General features: G+C 64.5%; 16 protein-coding genes. 15 read left to right on the top strand and 1 reads right to left on the bottom strand.

Annotated elements, in window-relative coordinates:
* Positions 1-295 precede the first annotated feature (295 nt).
* The 3 genes from B597_RS44535 to B597_RS44525 are packed head-to-tail and all read left to right on the top strand — an operon-like array spanning position 296 to position 3,148.
* Positions 296-1,123 (top strand): HTD2 family dehydratase, encoded by an 828-nt coding sequence (locus B597_RS44535; protein WP_003295620.1) that lies wholly within the window; start codon positions 296-298, stop codon positions 1,121-1,123.
* Positions 1,124-1,176: 53 nt separating this feature from the next.
* The gene (locus B597_RS44530) at positions 1,177-2,340 is read left to right on the top strand and encodes an acyl-CoA dehydrogenase family protein (protein ID WP_003295621.1); all 1,164 of its coding nucleotides are present in this window, start codon (positions 1,177-1,179) and stop codon (positions 2,338-2,340) included.
* A 1-nt stretch (position 2,341) separates the two neighbouring features.
* Positions 2,342-3,148, top strand: a complete 807-nt coding sequence (locus B597_RS44525) for an HpcH/HpaI aldolase/citrate lyase family protein (protein ID WP_003295623.1) — start codon at positions 2,342-2,344, stop codon at positions 3,146-3,148.
* A 250-nt stretch (positions 3,149-3,398) separates the two neighbouring features.
* Here the strand turns inward: B597_RS44525 and B597_RS44520 are convergent, their stop codons facing one another.
* Positions 3,399-4,640: an OprD family porin gene (locus B597_RS44520; protein WP_024162512.1), complete on the bottom strand. Its 1,242-nt coding sequence runs from the start codon at positions 4,638-4,640 to the stop codon at positions 3,399-3,401.
* A gap of 262 nt (positions 4,641-4,902) precedes the next feature.
* Here B597_RS44520 and B597_RS44515 point away from each other — a divergent pair, with 262 nt between their 5' ends.
* The 12 genes from B597_RS44515 to B597_RS44470 all read left to right on the top strand — a co-directional run bounded on the left by B597_RS44515 (position 4,903) and on the right by B597_RS44470 (position 16,700).
* The gene (locus B597_RS44515) at positions 4,903-6,099 is read left to right on the top strand and encodes an acetyl-CoA C-acetyltransferase (RefSeq protein ID WP_003295626.1); all 1,197 of its coding nucleotides are present in this window, start codon (positions 4,903-4,905) and stop codon (positions 6,097-6,099) included.
* Between the two features lie 10 nt (positions 6,100-6,109).
* Positions 6,110-6,976 carry an alpha/beta fold hydrolase gene (locus B597_RS44510; RefSeq protein ID WP_003295627.1) on the top strand — a complete coding sequence of 289 codons (867 nt, stop codon included), beginning with the start codon at positions 6,110-6,112 and terminating at the stop codon, positions 6,974-6,976.
* Positions 6,977-7,119: 143 nt separating this feature from the next.
* Positions 7,120-8,010, top strand: coding sequence for an MBL fold metallo-hydrolase (locus tag B597_RS44505; protein WP_003295628.1), 891 nt, complete (start codon positions 7,120-7,122; stop codon positions 8,008-8,010).
* A gap of 130 nt (positions 8,011-8,140) precedes the next feature.
* Positions 8,141-9,064, top strand: a complete 924-nt coding sequence (locus tag B597_RS44500) for a LysR family transcriptional regulator (protein WP_003295629.1) — start codon at positions 8,141-8,143, stop codon at positions 9,062-9,064.
* A gap of 125 nt (positions 9,065-9,189) precedes the next feature.
* Positions 9,190-10,221 carry a cyclase family protein gene (locus tag B597_RS0223850; protein WP_031323804.1) on the top strand — a complete coding sequence of 344 codons (1,032 nt, stop codon included), beginning with the start codon at positions 9,190-9,192 and terminating at the stop codon, positions 10,219-10,221.
* Positions 10,222-10,257: 36 nt separating this feature from the next.
* Positions 10,258-10,959 (top strand): SDR family oxidoreductase, encoded by a 702-nt coding sequence (locus B597_RS0223845; protein WP_003295632.1) that lies wholly within the window; start codon positions 10,258-10,260, stop codon positions 10,957-10,959.
* 263 nt (positions 10,960-11,222) lie between these two features.
* On the top strand, positions 11,223-11,915 hold the full coding sequence (locus B597_RS44495; protein WP_003295635.1) for a 3-oxoacid CoA-transferase subunit A: 693 nt from the start codon (positions 11,223-11,225) through the stop codon (positions 11,913-11,915).
* A gap of 5 nt (positions 11,916-11,920) precedes the next feature.
* Positions 11,921-12,619, top strand: a complete 699-nt coding sequence (locus tag B597_RS44490) for a 3-oxoacid CoA-transferase subunit B (RefSeq protein ID WP_003295637.1) — start codon at positions 11,921-11,923, stop codon at positions 12,617-12,619.
* 9 nt (positions 12,620-12,628) lie between these two features.
* Positions 12,629-13,516, top strand: a complete 888-nt coding sequence (locus B597_RS44485; RefSeq protein WP_003295638.1) for an acyl-CoA thioesterase — start codon at positions 12,629-12,631, stop codon at positions 13,514-13,516.
* Positions 13,517-13,760: 244 nt separating this feature from the next.
* On the top strand, positions 13,761-15,062 hold the full coding sequence (locus B597_RS44480; protein WP_003295639.1) for an MFS transporter: 1,302 nt from the start codon (positions 13,761-13,763) through the stop codon (positions 15,060-15,062).
* Between the two features lie 20 nt (positions 15,063-15,082).
* Entirely contained in the window at positions 15,083-15,361 is a 279-nt protein-coding gene (gene catC, locus B597_RS44475) for a muconolactone Delta-isomerase (protein WP_003295641.1), read from the top strand.
* Between the two features lie 91 nt (positions 15,362-15,452).
* Positions 15,453-16,700 (top strand): acetyl-CoA hydrolase/transferase family protein, encoded by a 1,248-nt coding sequence (locus B597_RS44470; protein ID WP_003295643.1) that lies wholly within the window; start codon positions 15,453-15,455, stop codon positions 16,698-16,700.
* Positions 16,701-16,722 lie beyond the last annotated feature (22 nt).

The raw sequence follows: 16,722 nt of genomic DNA, 5'->3' as shown, positions 1-16,722 counted from the left end.
TTTTTTTAGGCCTATTAGGTACTTATAAGCCAATTCATCGCCCTGAGTTCGCGAGTGCTCACTGGCTGCTTTGGACTAACAAACCGGCAATACAGTGTCCGAAGGAGCCTGAGATCGACCTGTGCATGCGAGATCGAGATGGCGCCGGATCTACGCCGTGTCATCAAGCGCGAACGTCAGCAAATTGCGTACGTATTAGCGTCACCTTGAAACCGGCTTCCGCAAAAACGAATTCCACCCTGCCGCCCCCCCCTTGCATCATGGCCAAGACAAAAGTTCAGAATGGACGCAAGGCATGGCGGATTTCGATACGACACAATGGCTTGATCGCTCTCAGGAAGTGCATGATCAGTTGAGCCGTAATCTGGTCAGGCGCATTGGCGCGACCTTAAACGCGCAGGCCCCGGCTCATGGAGAGGAGCTGCCGTGGTTGTGGCACTGGTGCTTCTTCAATGAACCCATCAACTGCAGCGGTCTTGGCGCAGATGGCCACCCGGCCCTCGGTGGGTTCATGCCGCCTGCGCATGGCCGCAACCGCATGTGGGCCGGCGGGCGGCTGGAGTTTTTCGAGCCGCTGCGCGTGGGTGGAGAAGCCTGCCGCACGACCACCATCAAGCAGATCGAGGAAAAGCACGGCCGCACCGGTTCGCTGTTGTTCGTCACCCTGCAGCACGAATACGTACAGAACGGCGTGTTGTGCATCCGCGAGGAGCAGGACATCGTCTACCGCGAGCCAACGCCGCCCAAGCTCGGCGCCGGCGAGCCCGTGGCCCAGGCGGACTGGCAGGAGAACGTGAGCCCGGACCCGGTGCTGCTGTTCCGCTATTCCGCCGTCACCTTCAATGCTCACCGCATCCATTACGACTGGCCCTATGTGACCGAGACCGAAGGCTATCCCAGCCTGGTGGTGCACGGCCCGCTGACCGCCACCCTTAGCCTGGCTGCGTTCGTGCGGGCCAACCCGCTGGCGCGCCTGCGCCGCTTCGCCTTTCGTGGCGTGCGCCCACTGATCGCCCCCGATGTCTTCCAGATCGGCGGTCGCCACACCGAGCCGGGCCATGCCGAGCTCTGGGCGAACAACGCCAGTGGTCTGTGCCAGCGCGCCGACGTGCAGTTCGACTAACCCCATGAACTTCCGTCTGCCGCAGGCAGGCGCCTATTTCCCGAGGAAGCTCTATGATCGACCGCGACAGTGAAGAACTGAACGCCATCCGCGAAGGCGTACGCGCCCTGTGTGCCGAATTTCCCGCCGAGTACTGGCGCAAGATCGACGAGGAGAAGGGTTTTCCCGAGGCCTTCGTCACGGCGCTGACCCAGGCCGGCTGGCTGTCGGCGATGATCCCGGAAGAGTACGGCGGTTCCGGCCTCGGCCTGGCCGAAGCCTCGGTGATCCTCGAGGAGGTAAACCGTTGCGGCGGCAATTCCGGCACCGTGCACGGGCAGATGTACAACATGTTCACCCTGCTCAGGAATGGCAGTGACGAGCAGAAGCGTTACTACCTGCCGAAGCTGGCCAGCGGCGAGCTGCGCCTGCAGTCCATGGGTGTCACCGAGCCCACCACGGGCACCGACACCACCAAGATCAAGACTACGGCGTTGAAGCAGGGCGACAAGTACGTCATCAACGGTCAGAAGGTCTGGATCTCGCGCATCCAGCATTCGGACCTGATGATCCTGCTGGCGCGCACCACGCCGCTGGCCGAGGTGCAGCGCAAGTCCGAAGGCATGTCGATCTTCCTGGTGGACCTGCGCGAGGCGATCGGCAACGGCCTGACCGTGCAACCGATCGCCAACATGGTCAATCACGAAACCAACGAGCTGTTCTTCGACAACCTGGAGATTCCGGCCAGCAGCCTGATCGGTGAGGAGGGCAAGGGCTTTCGCTACATCCTCGACGGGCTCAATGCCGAGCGCACGCTGATCGCCGCCGAGTGCATCGGCGATGGCCGCTGGTTCATCGAGAAGGCCAGCGCCTATGCCCGCGACCGCGTGGTGTTCGGCCGCCCCATCGGGCAGAACCAGGGTGTGCAGTTTCCCATCGCCGAGGCGCACATCGAGATCGAGGCGGCCGACCTGATGCGCTGGCGCGCTTGTGAGGAATACGACAGCGGTCGCAACGCCGGCGCCGCCGCCAACATGGCCAAGTACCTGGCGGCCAAGGCCAGCTGGGAAGCGGCCAATGCCTGCCTGCAGACCCATGGCGGCTTCGGCTTCGCCAACGAATACGACGTCGAGCGCAAGTTCCGCGAGACGCGCCTGTACCAGGTGGCACCGATCTCCACCAACCTGATCCTGTCGTACGTGGCCGAGCATCTGCTCGAGCTGCCGCGGTCGTTCTGACATGAGCGCCGTACTCCGCAGCGCGCTATTCGTTCCGGGCAGTCGTCCCGAACGCTTCGCCAAGGCTCTGGCCACCGGTGCCGACGCGGTAATAGTCGATTTCGAGGATGCCGTCGAGGCGCCTCTCAAGGCCCAGGCGCGGGACAATCTGCGCACCTTTCTTGACAGCAACCCGGAGGCTCGCGTCTGGGTGCGGGTGAACATGGCCGGCCACGCCGAACATGCCGCCGACCTGGAGCTCTGCCGGCATGCCGGCGTGCTCGGTGTGCTGCTGCCCAAGGCCGAAGCCGCCACGCAGGTGATTCGCGTCGCTGCGCTCGGCAAGCCGGTGATGCCGATCGTGGAAAGCGCGCGGGGACTGACAGAGGTAGCAGAGATTGCCCGTGTCGCCGGAGTCGAACGCCTGACCTTCGGCGGTCTTGACCTGAGTCTGGACCTGGGCTTGGTAGCCGGTACATCGGCGGCCGAACGCCTGCTGGATCAGGCGCGCTTCGCCCTGCTCGTGCAGTCGCGCCTGGCAGAACTGGCGCCGCCAATAGACACCGTGTTTCCCGATATCCACGACCTGCCCGGATTGGCTCGCTTCGCCCGCGACGCCGGCGACATGGGTTTTGCCGGCATGCTGTGCATCCACCCGAAACAGGTTGCCGCAGTACACACCGCCCTCGCCCCCAGCGCCGGCGAACTGGACTGGGCACGCCGTGTGATCGCCGCGGCAGGTGGCAGCGGCGCCTACCAGCTCGACGGACAGATGATCGACGCACCGGTCATCGCTCGCGCCCGGCAGCTGCTCGCCAGGGCCGACTGAACAAAGCGTTTTTTCCCAACCCGGTTCGCCGGTTTTTTTTGCTAATCGATGGAGCTGCGGGCTTCAGTGAATCCGGCACCCACCGCCAGGCACTCAGCCCCGGCACATAACGAAACGCCCGGCTCCTGTGAGGGGTCGGGCGTTCATTCAGCGTGAGGAACATGCAGCAGCGGGCTGCAGTCACCGAGGTGCGGGCGCACCCCGGCGCTTCGATTGGGTTGCCGGCCTCCTGAGAACACCGGCCCATGGTTCATTTGAGCGGGATGGTGTACGACAGAATCAGGCGATTTTCGTCCAGTTCGCCGGCGCTGTCTGAGCGTACCATGGCGTTGCGCCAGCGGATGCCGAGGTTCTTCAGCGGGCCGTCCTGCACCACGTAACTGAGGTCCAAGTCACGTTCCCACTCCTTGCCGCTTTCGCCGGCGATTTCGTAGCCGTCGCCGCGCAGGTAGCGGGCGAAGAATGTTAGGCCGGGCACGCCGAAGGTGGCGAAGTCGATATCGTAACGCACCTGCCAGGAGGTTTCCTCGGCGCGGGTGAAGTCGAGTATCTGCACTACATTGGCGACGTTGGCGTCGGCGTCCAGGAGATAGGGGAAGGGGTTGTCGCCGCTGTTGTCCTGATAGCCGACGCGGAAAGTGTGCGCGCCGTGATTGGCCGAGAGCAGCAGCGAGGTCAAACCGTTGTCGATGTCCCCAGCGCGCGCCGCGCCGTTCTCGGATGAATCGAAGTAGCCCAGGCTGGCGCCAACTATCCAGCCGCCCATGGGCTTGCTGCTGGCCTGCAGACCGTAGTAGTTCTGCTGGTAGACGTCTTCCAGCTCGGCGCGCCAGTAGGAGGCGTTGAGCGTCGGGCTGAAGGAATAGATGGCGCCGAAGTAGTCGAAGTGATCGCCACCCACGCCGTAGTTGCCAGCGAGAATTTCATCGTGATTACCGCTGGAATTGCGGTAGTTGACCTTGTTGAACCGGCCTATGTCGAGCGCCAGGTTGTGGATATCGGTGGAGGTCAGCGTCGCACCGTTGAAGATCGGCGGTAGCAGCCGCGCATCACTCGACAGCAGCACCGGCGACTTGGGCATGAAACCACCGGCCTTGAGTTCGGTCCCGGAGATCTTCATCTTGGCCACGCCGGAGAGGTCGCTGTAGGTGTCCGGGCCGGCGTCGCCATAGGCGTTGGGCAGTAGCCCGGTACCGGCACGCGCATCGGAGGAATCCAGCCTCACGCCCAGGGCGGCGTAGAGATCGACGCCGAAGCCAACCGGGCCTTCGGTGTAGCCCGATTTGGCGCTGAACATGAAGCCTTGCGCCCACTCCTCGCGCTTGGATTGTGCGGCGCCGTCTTCTCGGAAGTCGCGGTTGAAATAAAAGTTGCGCATGGCCAGGTTGACCGTGCTGTCTTCGATGAAGTCTGCGCTGGCGTACGTCGGCAGCATAAGAATTGGAGGAAATGCGAGCAGACCGCAGAGCTGCGGGAGGGAGCTTTTTTGCATCGTGGTGGTATCCGTCTTGATTGTTTTTGTATGTCTTCCGGGGCAAGCACCGGTGCGAGCAAGCATGCGCAGGCGGCCCGAGACGGAGGTATTGTGTTTTTCTTAAGCAACCGTTCGGCACAGGCAAACATGCGCTGCGAGCCCCATCAGGCGGCAGCGCTTAAGCAATGCGAAAGGCCGGCTTTCGCGATGCGAAATTGCCGCCCCCTGACCAGTTGCCCATGCTGGCCCCAACTTGCCACTGCCCAAGGTTTTCCCTGCCATGAAAGACGCGTTGATCGTTTCGCCCCTGCGCACGCCCATCGGAAAATTCGGCGGCAGTCTCGCCCCACTGTCCGCCGACCAGCTCGCCGCCACACTGATCCAGACCCTAATGGCGCGCCTCGATGTGCCGTCGACTTCGCTCGACGAAGTGATCGTCGCGCAGTCCTACGCATCCAGCGAGGCGCCGTGCATGGGCCGTTACGCCGCGCTCGCCGCCGGCCTGCCAATCGAGGTACCGGGTTACACCCTCGACCGCCGCTGCGGCTCCGGCTTGCAGGCGCTGGCCGATGCCGCCATGCACGTGCAGACCGGCCGCGCGCAGGCCGTGCTGGTGGTCGGCGTGGAAAGCATGAGTAATATCGAGTACTACAGCACCGACATGCGCTGGGGCGCACGCGCCGGCAGCGTAAAATTCCACGACCGTCTGGAGCGTGGCCGCGAGCGCTCGCAGCCGGTGGAGCGTTTTGGCTATATCTCCGGCATGCCGGAGACAGCCGAAAACCTCGCCCGCGACTACGCCATCAGCCGTGAAGACGCCGACCGCTTCGCAGTGCGCAGCCACCTCAACGCCGCAACCGCTTGGCGCGACGGCCGCTTCGCCGAGGAGGTGGTGCCGGTGAACGTGCCCGGCAAACGCGGCACCAGCATCACAGTCGCGATGGACGAAGGCATCCGCGCCGACGCCAGCCTGGAGAGCATGAGCGGCCTGCGCGTGCTGCTGCCCGAGGGGGTATGCACGGCCGGCAACTCCAGCCAGCAGAATGATGCTGCGGCCGGCTGCCTGGTAGTCTCGCCGGAATATGCCAAGCGCTTCAACCTGCAGCCACTGGCACGCCTGGTCGACTGGGCGGCGGCCGGTTGCGAACCCTCGCGAATGGGCATCGGGCCGGTGCCGGCGGTGGCCAAGCTGTTCGAGCGCACGGGCCTCAGCCTCGCCGAGATGAATCTGATCGAGGTCAACGAGGCCTTTGCCGCCCAGGCACTGGCCGTGCTGCGCGCCTGGCAGATGGACGACCTCGAGCGGGTAAACGTCAACGGCTCGGGCATCTCCCTTGGCCACCCGATCGGCGCCACCGGCATCCGCATCATGACCACCCTGCTTCACGAGATGCAGCGCCGCGACGCCCGTTACGGCCTGGAAACCATGTGCATCGGCGGCGGCCAAGGCATGGCCGCGCTGTTCGAACGAGTGTGAGGAGCGCACGATGAACTGGATCGAAATCAACGGCTGCGTCCTGCGCTACCAGCTGCGCCAGGTGGCCCGGCCGCGCGCGACCCTGGTACTGATCCACGAAATGGGCGGCACCTTGGAAAGCTGGGACCGGCACTTCGCCGAGTTGCCGGCGGATGTGCAAGTGCTGCGCTACGATACCCGTGGCGCGGGGCTATCGGAAAAGGTGCTCAACGACCTGCACATCGACACCCATGTCGCCGACCTGGCGGCACTGCTCGATGCTCTGGACATCACCGGCCCGGTGGCGCTGGCCGGGGTGGCGGTCGGTGCGGCTATCGCTATCCGCTTCGCCGCCTGTCACCCTCAGCGCTGTAGCCATCTGATCGGTATGGCGCCGGCCTGTGGCGTGGCGGATGCGGCCCGCGAGGCAACCCGCGCCCGCGCAGCGACACTGCGCCATGAAGGCCTGCGCGAGCTTGTGCCGGCGCTACTGGAGAAAACCTGGCCGGAGCCTTTGCGCAGCGATGCCGAAGTCTTCACTACCTTCCGCCAGCGCTGGCTGGCGGCCGACCCCGAAGGCTTCGCCGCGACCTTCGCCATGCTCGCCGAGCTGAATCTTGAGACCGACCTGCCGCGCCTGCCAGCGCGCACGCTGCTGGTCGCAGGCGAGCACGATGGCCTGCGACCGCCGCAGGAGATCGAGCGCCTGGCCGGTTTCTCCACGCACATCGAGGCGCTGGCGGTGGCTTCCGGGCACTTCATGCCGCTGCAGAGCCCGCGCCTGGTGCTCGCCCTGCTATGCGACTACGTGCTCGAGGGGCGCAGCGGAGCCGATATCTACCGCACCTTCATAGCCAAGCCCGAACACCGCGTCGGCGCCAGCCAGCATGCGGCCTGAGCAGCGCTTTCAGCCGGCGTTAAGCGCGCCCTAAGGCGCGTTTAAGCAGATCGCAACAGCGGCCGCGTACGCCGCGCGACATAATCCGTACACGCAGGCGGCCCCAGGTCGCTGCCACTTACAAGAAAAAGAGGACAACCGCCATGATGCAATCGCGCATGATCGGAGATATCAAGGTCACCCGAATTCTGGAGTACGCCGGCCCCACCCACGACCCGGCCTTCCTGTTTCCGCAGATGGACAACAGCGTGCTCGACGAGCACCGTGACCTGATGGCACCGAACCACTGGGTGCCGCACATGAACAAGCTGATCGTCACCATCCAGTTCTGGATCGTCCACGTGGGCAGCAACATCATCGTGGTCGACACGGGCGTGGGCAACTTCAAGCCGCGAGCCGGCATCCCGCGGATGAACATGCTCAACACCCTGGTGCGCGAGTGGATGATAGCTGCCGGTGCGCCGCCGGAGAAGGTTACCCATGTGGTCATCACCCACCTGCACTCGGACCACGTCGGCTGGAATACCACCTGGCAGGACGACCGCTGGGTACCGACCTTCCCCAACGCCACTTACTACCTGCCCAAGGACGACTTCGACTTCTGCGCCCAGGGCAAGAACAAGGAAGCCGGGGTGATCGACGTGTTCGGCGACTCGTTCTTCGACAGCGTCATGCCAATCATCAACGAAGGCCTGGCGCAGATGGCCGTGCCCGGTCAGGAGATCGCCGATTGCCTGGTGGTCGAACCGGCCCCTGGCCACAGCCCTGGCCAGGTGATGTTCCGCGTGCGCTCCAACGGCGAGGAAGGCATCTTCTGCGGCGACATCCTGCACAGCCCGGTGCAGATCGTGCGGCCCGACATCAACTCCGGCTACTGCATCTGGGAAGACATCGCGCGCAAGACTCGCCTCGGCTTCCTCAACCGCGCAGCCGACAGCGAGGCGCTGATCATGCCGGTGCATTTCGGCGAGCCGCACTGCGGCTTCGTCCGCCGCCAGGGTGACGGTTTTCGCTTCGAACCTTCGGCCTGGTAAGCCGCGTTCCGAGCAGCGGGCCATCCGCTGCTCGGGCCGTTGCTAGACGCCGCCGCGCGACCAACGTCGTCTAGGCAGGGCCTCCGCCGGCCAGTACCGTGGATCATCACTTGGCTAGAAGTACTCGACCATGGCGATGCATTTCGATATCACCGATTTCCGCTTGTTCATCAATATCGCGGAAACCAGCAGCCTGACACGCGGCGCCGAGCGCTCCTTTCTCTCGGTGCCCGCCACCAGCAACCGCATCAAGAACCTTGAAGACAACCTCGGCATGCGCCTGCTCGAGCGCTCGCCCCAGGGCGTGACGCTGACCAACGCCGGCAAGACCTACTTGCAGCATGCGCGGGTGATCCTCTCGCAGCTCGAATTGCTCACCGGCGATCTGCAGCAGTTCACCGAGGGTCTCAAGGGCCAGCTACGCCTGCTGGCCAACACCACGGCCATTACCGAATATCTGCCGCCGGTGGTCGGCGAATATCTGCGCAGCCACCCCGACGTGCACATCGACATGCGCGAGCGGCTCAGCGACGACATCGTCCGTGCCATCCGCGAGGGCAGCGCCGACCTCGGCATCGTTTCCGGCAGCGTGGTCACCGACGGCCTGCAGAGCGTGCCCTTCGTCTACAGCCGGCTGATGATCATCGCTCCGCAGAGCCACCCGATCCTCGAGCAGGAAGAGGTGTTCTTCAAGGACGCCCTGACCTACGAGTTTGTCTCTTTGCTCGAAGGCAGCGCCCTGCACGTGTTCCTCAACCGCGCCGCCTCGGCGCTGCACATTCCGTGGAACATCCGCGTGCAGGTCGCCAGCTCGGACGCCATCTTTCGCATGGTCGAGGCCGGTGCCGGCATCGCCATCGTGCCCCAGGCCGGTTTCGAACGGCTCAAGGGCCGGCAGAACCTCGGTTCGTGCAAGCTGCTCGACCCTTGGGCCGTGCGCACCTTTCAGCTCTGCGCCCAGGACTTTGACGGCCTGTCGACCTTCGCCCGCGATTTCGCCGACAGCTTGATCGACTGGTACCGCACCCCGGACACCCCCGCCATTCACTCTTAAGGCACCGTTAAGCGGGGCTTTCGCAGAGTGAAATTGTCTGATCCGCGAGGGTCTGGGAGCCTTGTCGAACAGCCCTGCATGCGCGCCTGCCTGCACCACTTGCGCCTGTCAAGAAGGAACATTTCATGCCTGCACACCGCTGGAAGTACCGCCCCGACGGCTCCAACTGGGGCGACTTCGGCCCCGACGACCAGATCGGCCGGCTCAACCTGCTGACCCCGAAAAAGGTCCGCCAAGGGGTCGCCGAGGTCCGCGAGGGTCTGGCGTTCTGCCTCAGCCTGCCGCTCGACTACCCTGGCGGCAACGCGATGAACGTCAACCGCCTGCCGCCGATCCTGCGCCCACTGCTGCGCAAGGGCGGGGTCAACATGAACTACGCCTACGAGCGCATCGAGGAAGGCCGCCCGGACGTACTCAGCGACGACCTGGCGATTCTCCATCTGCAGTACTCGACGCAGTGGGACGCCCTCTCCCACGTCGGTGCGCTGTTCGATGCCGACGGCGACGGTGTGGCCGAGCCGCTGTACTACAACGGCTTTACCGCAGGCGGCGATGTCGAGGGCCCGGACGACCTGGCCGACTGCGGCATCGCCGGTGCGATCAAGCCGCACAGCACCTCGTGCGCCCACGCCCTGGGCATCGAGCGCATGGCCGAAACCTGCGTGCAGGGCCGTGGGGTAATGATCGACCTGCACCACCACTACGGCCTGAGCCGCACCCACGTCGGCTACGACGAGCTGATGCGCGTGCTCGACGCAGACAAGGTCGAGGTGGAAAGCGGCGACCTCGTCTGCCTGCACACCGGCTACGCCGAGGCGCTGCTGGGGATGAACAAGAACCCCGATCCGAAGCAATTGGAACGCCTCGCTGCGGTGCTCGATGGCAACGATACACGCCTGCTGAACTGGATCACCGACAGCAACTTGGTGGCTATCGCGGCCGACAACTACTCGGTGGAAATCTTTCCCGCCGGCGAGCCGGGCAGTTGCTGCTCGGTGATGCCCCTGCACCACCACTGCCTGTTCAAGCTCGGCGTGCACCTGGGCGAGCTGTGGCACCTCACGCCGCTGGCCAACTGGCTGCGCGCCAATGGTCGCAACCGCTTCCTGCTCACCGCGCCACCGTTGCGCCTGCCGGGTGCCGTCGGCGCCCCCTGAATCCTGTCGCCACTGTCTGAAGTCGAGGAGACTCCCGTGTCCAAACAACGCGTACTGATCACCGGCGGTGCCTCCGGCATCGGCGCCGCCATCGCCGAACGCTGCCGCCAGGACGGCTTCGAGCCAGTCATCATCGACCGTATCGGTGACGGCCTGATCGCCGACCTCAGCGACACCGCCGCTACCGCCGCCGCCCTGAAGGCAGCCCTGGTCGACGGCCCGATCACCCGCCTGGTGAATAACGTCGGCATGGTCTGCCCGGCCAGTGCCGAGGAGCAAAGTTTCGAGGAGCTGGAGCGGGTCTGGGCGCTCAACCTGCGCTGCTCGCTGCAGTGCATGCAGGCACTGTTGCCGGGCATGAAGGAGGCGGGCTTCGGGCGCATTCTCAACATGTCCTCGCGCGCCGCACTGGGCAAGGAATTGCGCAGCGCCTACGCCGCGACCAAGGCCGGGCTGATCGGCATGACCCGCGTCTGGTCGCTGGAGCTGGGGCGCTTTGGTATCACAGCCAACGCCATCGGGCCGGGGCCAATCCGCACCGAACTGTTCGAGCGCGCCAACCCGCCGGAAAGCCCGCGCACCCAAGCGATCATCGACTCGGTGCCGGTCAAGCGCCTCGGCATCCCGGAGGATATCGCCCAGGCTTCGTCATTCTTCCTCGACGCGCGCAGCGGCTTCGTCACCGGCCAGGTGCTGTACGTCTGCGGCGGCATGACCGTCGGTGTGGCCGGCGTCTGACCGGCCACCATGCACGGGTGTCGACAGCAGCTGTGCATCGTCTCACCAGCCGTTTCTCCCCACCGCCCGAACGCCCTCTGATCCCCACCCGACAGCGCCTTAACCGGCGGTTAAGCAGCCCTTCTGCAGACTGAAATTGTGGACCCCGGAGTGCGCTGGCAAGCTGATTTTAATGCGGGGAAACCCCGTTGCACGGCGCTGCAACGCCAACATACGCTCATCAGGGCGGTCCCCGACATCACAAGAAGAGATAGGACAACCGCATGATCGACAAGCTATCCCCCAGCGCCGCCGCCGCGCTGGCCGACATCCCCGACGGCGCCACCATCGCCGTGGGCGGCTTCGGCGGCGCCGGCATGCCCGAAGACCTGATTGACGCGCTGATCGCCCAGGGCGCCCGTGACCTGACCCTGGTCAGCAACAACGCGGGCCAGGGCGATACCGGCCTAGCCGCACTGCTCAAGGCCGGTCAGGTGCGCCGGATCCTCTGTTCCTACCCGCGAATGAGCGGCTCGTACGTGTTCGAGCAGCTGTACCGCGCCGGCAAGCTAGAGCTGGAAATCATTCCCCAGGGCAACCTGGCCGAACGCCTGCGCGCCGCCGGTTGCGGCATTGGCGGGTTCTTCACCCCGACCGGCTACGGCACGCTGCTCGCCGAAGGCAAGGAGACCCGCGAGATCGACGGCCGCCACTACGTGCTGGAGTCGCCGATTCACGTCGACTACGCGCTGATCAATGCCGAGGCCGGCGACCGCTGGGGCAACTTGGTGTACCGCAAAACCGCGCGCAACTTCAGTCCTGTGATGGCCATGGCCGCACGCCACACCATCGCCTCGGTCGGGCGCGTCTGCGAACTCGGCGAGCTCGACCCGGAGCACGTGGTCACGCCCGGCATCTTCGTCAAACGGATCGTCCAGCGCAACGTGCCGGCATCCCTTCAGCAGCAGGCGGGTTAATCGACATGGATAAAGAAACACGCAACGCCATGGCCGCCCGCGTGGCCCGTGACATTCCCGAAGGCGCCTACGTCAACCTGGGTATCGGCCTACCGACGATGGTGGCCAACCACCTGCCCGCGGACAAGGACATCTTCCTGCACAGTGAGAACGGCGTGCTCGGCCGCTGGACCGGTGCGCCGGTTGGCGAGGAAGACTGGGACATGATCAACGCTGGCAAGGAGCCGATCAAACTGGAACCCGGCGCGGCGTTTTTCCACCATGCCGACTCCTTCGGCATGATGCGCGGCGGCCACCTCGACATCTGTGTGCTCGGCGCCTTCCAAGTCTCGTCTAATGGTGACTTGGCCAACTGGCACACCGGCGCGCCGGACGCGATTCCCGCGGTCGGCGGGGCGATGGACCTGGCCATCGGCGCCAAGCGTATCTACGTGATGATGGAGCACCTCGACAAGCAGGGCCGCAGCAAGGTGCTGCCGCGTTGCAGCTACCCGCTGACCGGGCTCGGCTGCGTCAGCCGGGTGTACACCGACCTGGCCACGTTGGAGATCATCGCCGAGGGCGTGAAGGTCATCGAACTGGTCGGAGACATCAGTGCCGCCGCGCTGCAGGAAGTCACTTCCGTCCCGCTGGACTTCTCCGCCCTTGGCGAACGGGCACGGGAGCTCAGCCGCAGCGCCAAGGCCGCGCTGAACGTGCAGTGAGGAACTGACATGGGCATTGCCGTCAACGCCCGCGCCTGGGACCAGCGCGACCTCACCGAACTGCTTTCGCTCGAACACAACGGCCAGAACAGCTACCGCAGCGAGGTCTTCGACACCAACGCCAACGGCCGCGTATACGGCGGGCAACTGCTCGGCCAGGCACTGTGGGCAGCGGCACAGACCGCGCCAGGGCGCAGCCCTAGCATGCTGCAGATGACATTTCTGCAGGGCGCACGCCCACAGGACGGCATCGAGTACGCCGTGGAACCCTTGCAGGACGGCCGACGCTTCTCCACCCGCCACCTTTATGGGGTGCAAGGCACCGGGATGGTGTTCAGCGCGAATGCCTCGTTTCAGGTGGCCCAGGCGCACCCCGGCGATCCCCATCGCCTCAAGCGCCCGGCCCCCGCTCCAGAGGGCCTACCCACCTTGCGCGAGTTGGCGGCACGCTACCCGCAGCACAGCGAGGCGGTACAGCTGCGCTTCTCCGGCAGGCCTGTGCTAGACGTGCGGCCAATCCACCCGGAAGGCTATCTCGAACGCCCCGCCGAGCAGCACGAGATCGCCTACTGGATTCGTCTCAACCAGCCACTGGCTGGCGAAGGCTGTCTGCACCACGCCGCCCTGGCGTACATGTCTGACAGCTGGCTCAACGGCAGCCTGGCACCGCCGCTGGGCATGTTCGAGCTGTGGCAGCATTACTACATCAGCAACCTCAACCACACGCTGTGGTTCCATAGCCTCGAACTCAACGCCAACGATTGGCTGCTGTTCGTCAACAACGCCGTACGCAGCTTATCCGGCCGCGGCCTGGCGATGACGCATATCTATCAGCGCGACGGTCGTCTGGTCGCCAGCATGGCTCAGGACATGCTGATTTCTCCGCGCAATGCCTGATATCGGAGGAACTTAGCGCAGCCGAAAGGCGGGCTTTCGTAAACGCAAATGGGCGGCCGAAGCAATCTGCCGCATGCTCCGAATCGTTGCAAAAAGACACCGCGTACGGGCGCCTCGAAGCGCCCGACGCTCAGCCAGGACGGCACAACGCTCGGCACTGGCCGAGCTCGGAAACAAAACCAAACAGACGTCATGGTTGCCCTACGCCATGAGCCGACATCCAATAACAAGAAGGACGGTCAACATGTTCGAATGGTACAAAACCGGCTCCTCACGGGAGCGCAAGACTTTCTGGGCCTGCTTCTCGGGCTGGGCGCTGGATACCTACGACGCGCAGATGTTCAGCTTCCTGCTGCCCGCGCTGATGGCGGTCTGGCAGATATCCAAGGGCGAAGCCGGCGTGCTCGGCACTGCGGCGCTGCTGTCTGCCTCCCTCGGCGGCTGGGTCGCCGGCATCCTTGCTGACCGCTACGGTCGCGTGCGCATTCTGATCTTCACCATCTGCTGGTTCACCTTCTTCGGTGCGCTGGCCGGCTTCACCACCTCCTACGAGCAGATGCTGGTTGTGCGCACCCTGCAGGGCCTCGGCTTCGGCGGTGAGTGGGCAGTCGGTGCGGCGCTGATGGCCGAGGTGATTCGTCCGCAGCATCGCGGCAAGGCACTCGGTTTCGTGCAAAGCGGCTTTGCTCTGGGCTGGGCCCTGGCGGCCGTGATCATGACCGCGCTTCTGGCCTGGCTGCCGCAGGAACTGGCGTGGCGCGTAGCGTTCTGGGTCGGTGTGATTCCAGCTGGCTTCGTGCTGTTCATTCGCCGTCACGTCAAGGACCCGGAGATCTACAAGCAGGCCACTGCCAAGGTGCAGGAAAAAGCCTCGCTCCTTTCCGCCTTCCGCCCAGGCGTGATCCGTCTGACTCTGCTCGGCGCGCTGCTGGTGACCGGGCTGCAGGCCGCCGCCTACACCATCATGGCCTGGCTGCCGACGCTGATGGTTTCCGAGCGCGGCCTTACGCCCGGCCCGGTGATATTCACCATGCTGATCATGTGCGCAGGCGCCTTCGCCGGCTTCGTCGTCACGGCCTGGCTGGCCGACCGCTACGGTCGTCGTCCGGCACTGCTGCTGTTCAGCGTCGGCGCGTGGATCTTCACCGTGGTTTACATGATGGTGCCGATGAGCACCAACCTGCTGATGACTATGGCTTTCCCGGTCGGCGCCTTCGCCACTGGTATCTTCGCGGTACTCGGCCCATTCCTGAGCGAGCTCTTTCCCACCCATGTGCGCACGACCTGCATGGGCTTCTCCTACAACCTTGGCAAATCGCTCGGCGCGCTGTCCATAGCCGGTGTCGGCGTGCTCTCCGAGCGCATCGGCCTGGCCCAATCGATCGGCACCTTCTGCCTGGTTGCCTACGCCCTGTCGGTTACCGCCGTCCTGCTACTGCCAGAAACCCGCGGGGTACGCCTGGAAGACATCGACGCCAAGGTGCTCGGTGATACCGACGATCCTGATACCCCACTCACCGGCCAACTGAGCCAGAGCAAGATCTGACCCCTGAACAGGAGAGCGACATGCTGTATTGCGTAAAGATGGATGTGAACATTCCACGCGACATCCCGTCGGACGAGATCGACGCCATCAAGGCCGCGGAAAAGGCCCGCGCCATCGAACTGCAGGAGGCCGGCAAGTGGCCGCACCTGTGGCGCGTGGTCGGCCAATACTCGAATGTGAGCATCTTCGACGTGGAAAGCAACGACGAGCTGCATTCCTTGCTGTCCAGCCTGCCACTGTTCCCATTCATGACGATGCAGGTCACGCCGCTGGCCAAGCACCCTTCGTCCATCGTCTGACCCTCGGGTGGTGGCCATCCGGCCACCGCCTCCTCCCCCAGAATCTTTCGCGGCAGGCATTCGCCAGCCGCGCCTTCGCCACGAGTTCGCCATGGCCATGCTGCTGCAGCCCGACACCTTCGATCTGTCCACCCTGATCCGCCGCGGCGACACGGTGCTGTGGGGCCAGGCCAATGCCGAGCCGCTGCCGCTGACCCAGGCGCTGATGGCGCAGCGCCATCGTATCGGGCGTTTCCGGGTAATGCTCGGCATCGCCAACAGCAGCACCTGCCGCCCCGAACACGCCGACTGCGTAGACTTCCTCGCCTACTGCGGCGCCGGTGCCAACCGCGAACTGGACAATGCCGGGGTGCTCGATATCCTGCCCTGCCACTATTCGCAACTACCGGAGATGATCCACAGCGACACCCTGCGCATCGACGTGCTGCTGCTGCAACTCGCCCCTGCCGACACCAATGGCCGCTACAGCCTGAGCCTGGCCCACGAGTATCTGCTGCCAGCCCTGGACAGGGCCCGCGTGGTGATCGCCGAAGTCAACCAGCAGGCGCCGCGTATCCATGGTGAACGCACCCTTGGCCCCGATGACATCAATGCCATCCTCTACACTGATCGCGCGCCCTTGGTGAATCCATCCAGCCGCATCCGCGAGGTGGATGCACAGATCGCCCGGCACATCGCCGGCCTGGTCGAAGATGGTGCCACCCTGCAGATGGGCATCGGCGCAATTCCCGACGCAGTCCTCGGCGCACTCGCCGATCACCAGGATCTCGGCGTGCATTCCGGCAGCCTCGGCGATGGAGTCGCCAGGCTGATGCAGAGCGGTGCCATCACCAACGCGCGCAAGAGCCTCGACCGTGGTGTCAGTGTCGGTGGCATCCTTCTAGGCAGCCGCTTGCTGCACGATTTTGCCCATGAAAATCCGGCGGTCATGCTGCGCTCCACTGCATACACCCATAACCCAGATGTTCTCGCCAGGCAGGAACGCCTGGTGGCGATCAACTCGGCGGTGGAAGTCGACCTGAGCGGGCAGATCAATTCCGAAGTGGCGGCCGGTAGCTACATCGGCGCGGTCGGTGGCGCCTTGGACTTTCTCCGAGGCGCACAGCATTCGAAAGGGGGTTTGCCCATCATCGCATTACCTTCTACGGCAGGCGAAACCAGTCGTATTGTCGCTCGCCTGAATGGGCCGGGCACGATTCCACGCAGTGATGCCGGCCTGATAGTTACCGAGTTTGGTATTGCTGATTTGCGAGGCAAAACCATGAGGCAGCGCATACAGGCCATGCTGGACATCGCTCATCCGGCGCATCGTGATCGCCTGGAGAGCGAGCTGTTTTAGACTGCCCACCCAGAATCTGGTA

This window comes from Stutzerimonas stutzeri KOS6 (genome assembly GCF_000307775.2).
Classification (GTDB): domain Bacteria; phylum Pseudomonadota; class Gammaproteobacteria; order Pseudomonadales; family Pseudomonadaceae; genus Stutzerimonas; species Stutzerimonas stutzeri_B.
The sequence above is the reverse complement of the archived record's forward strand: the minus strand, read 5'-3'. Positions and strand labels throughout refer to the sequence as shown.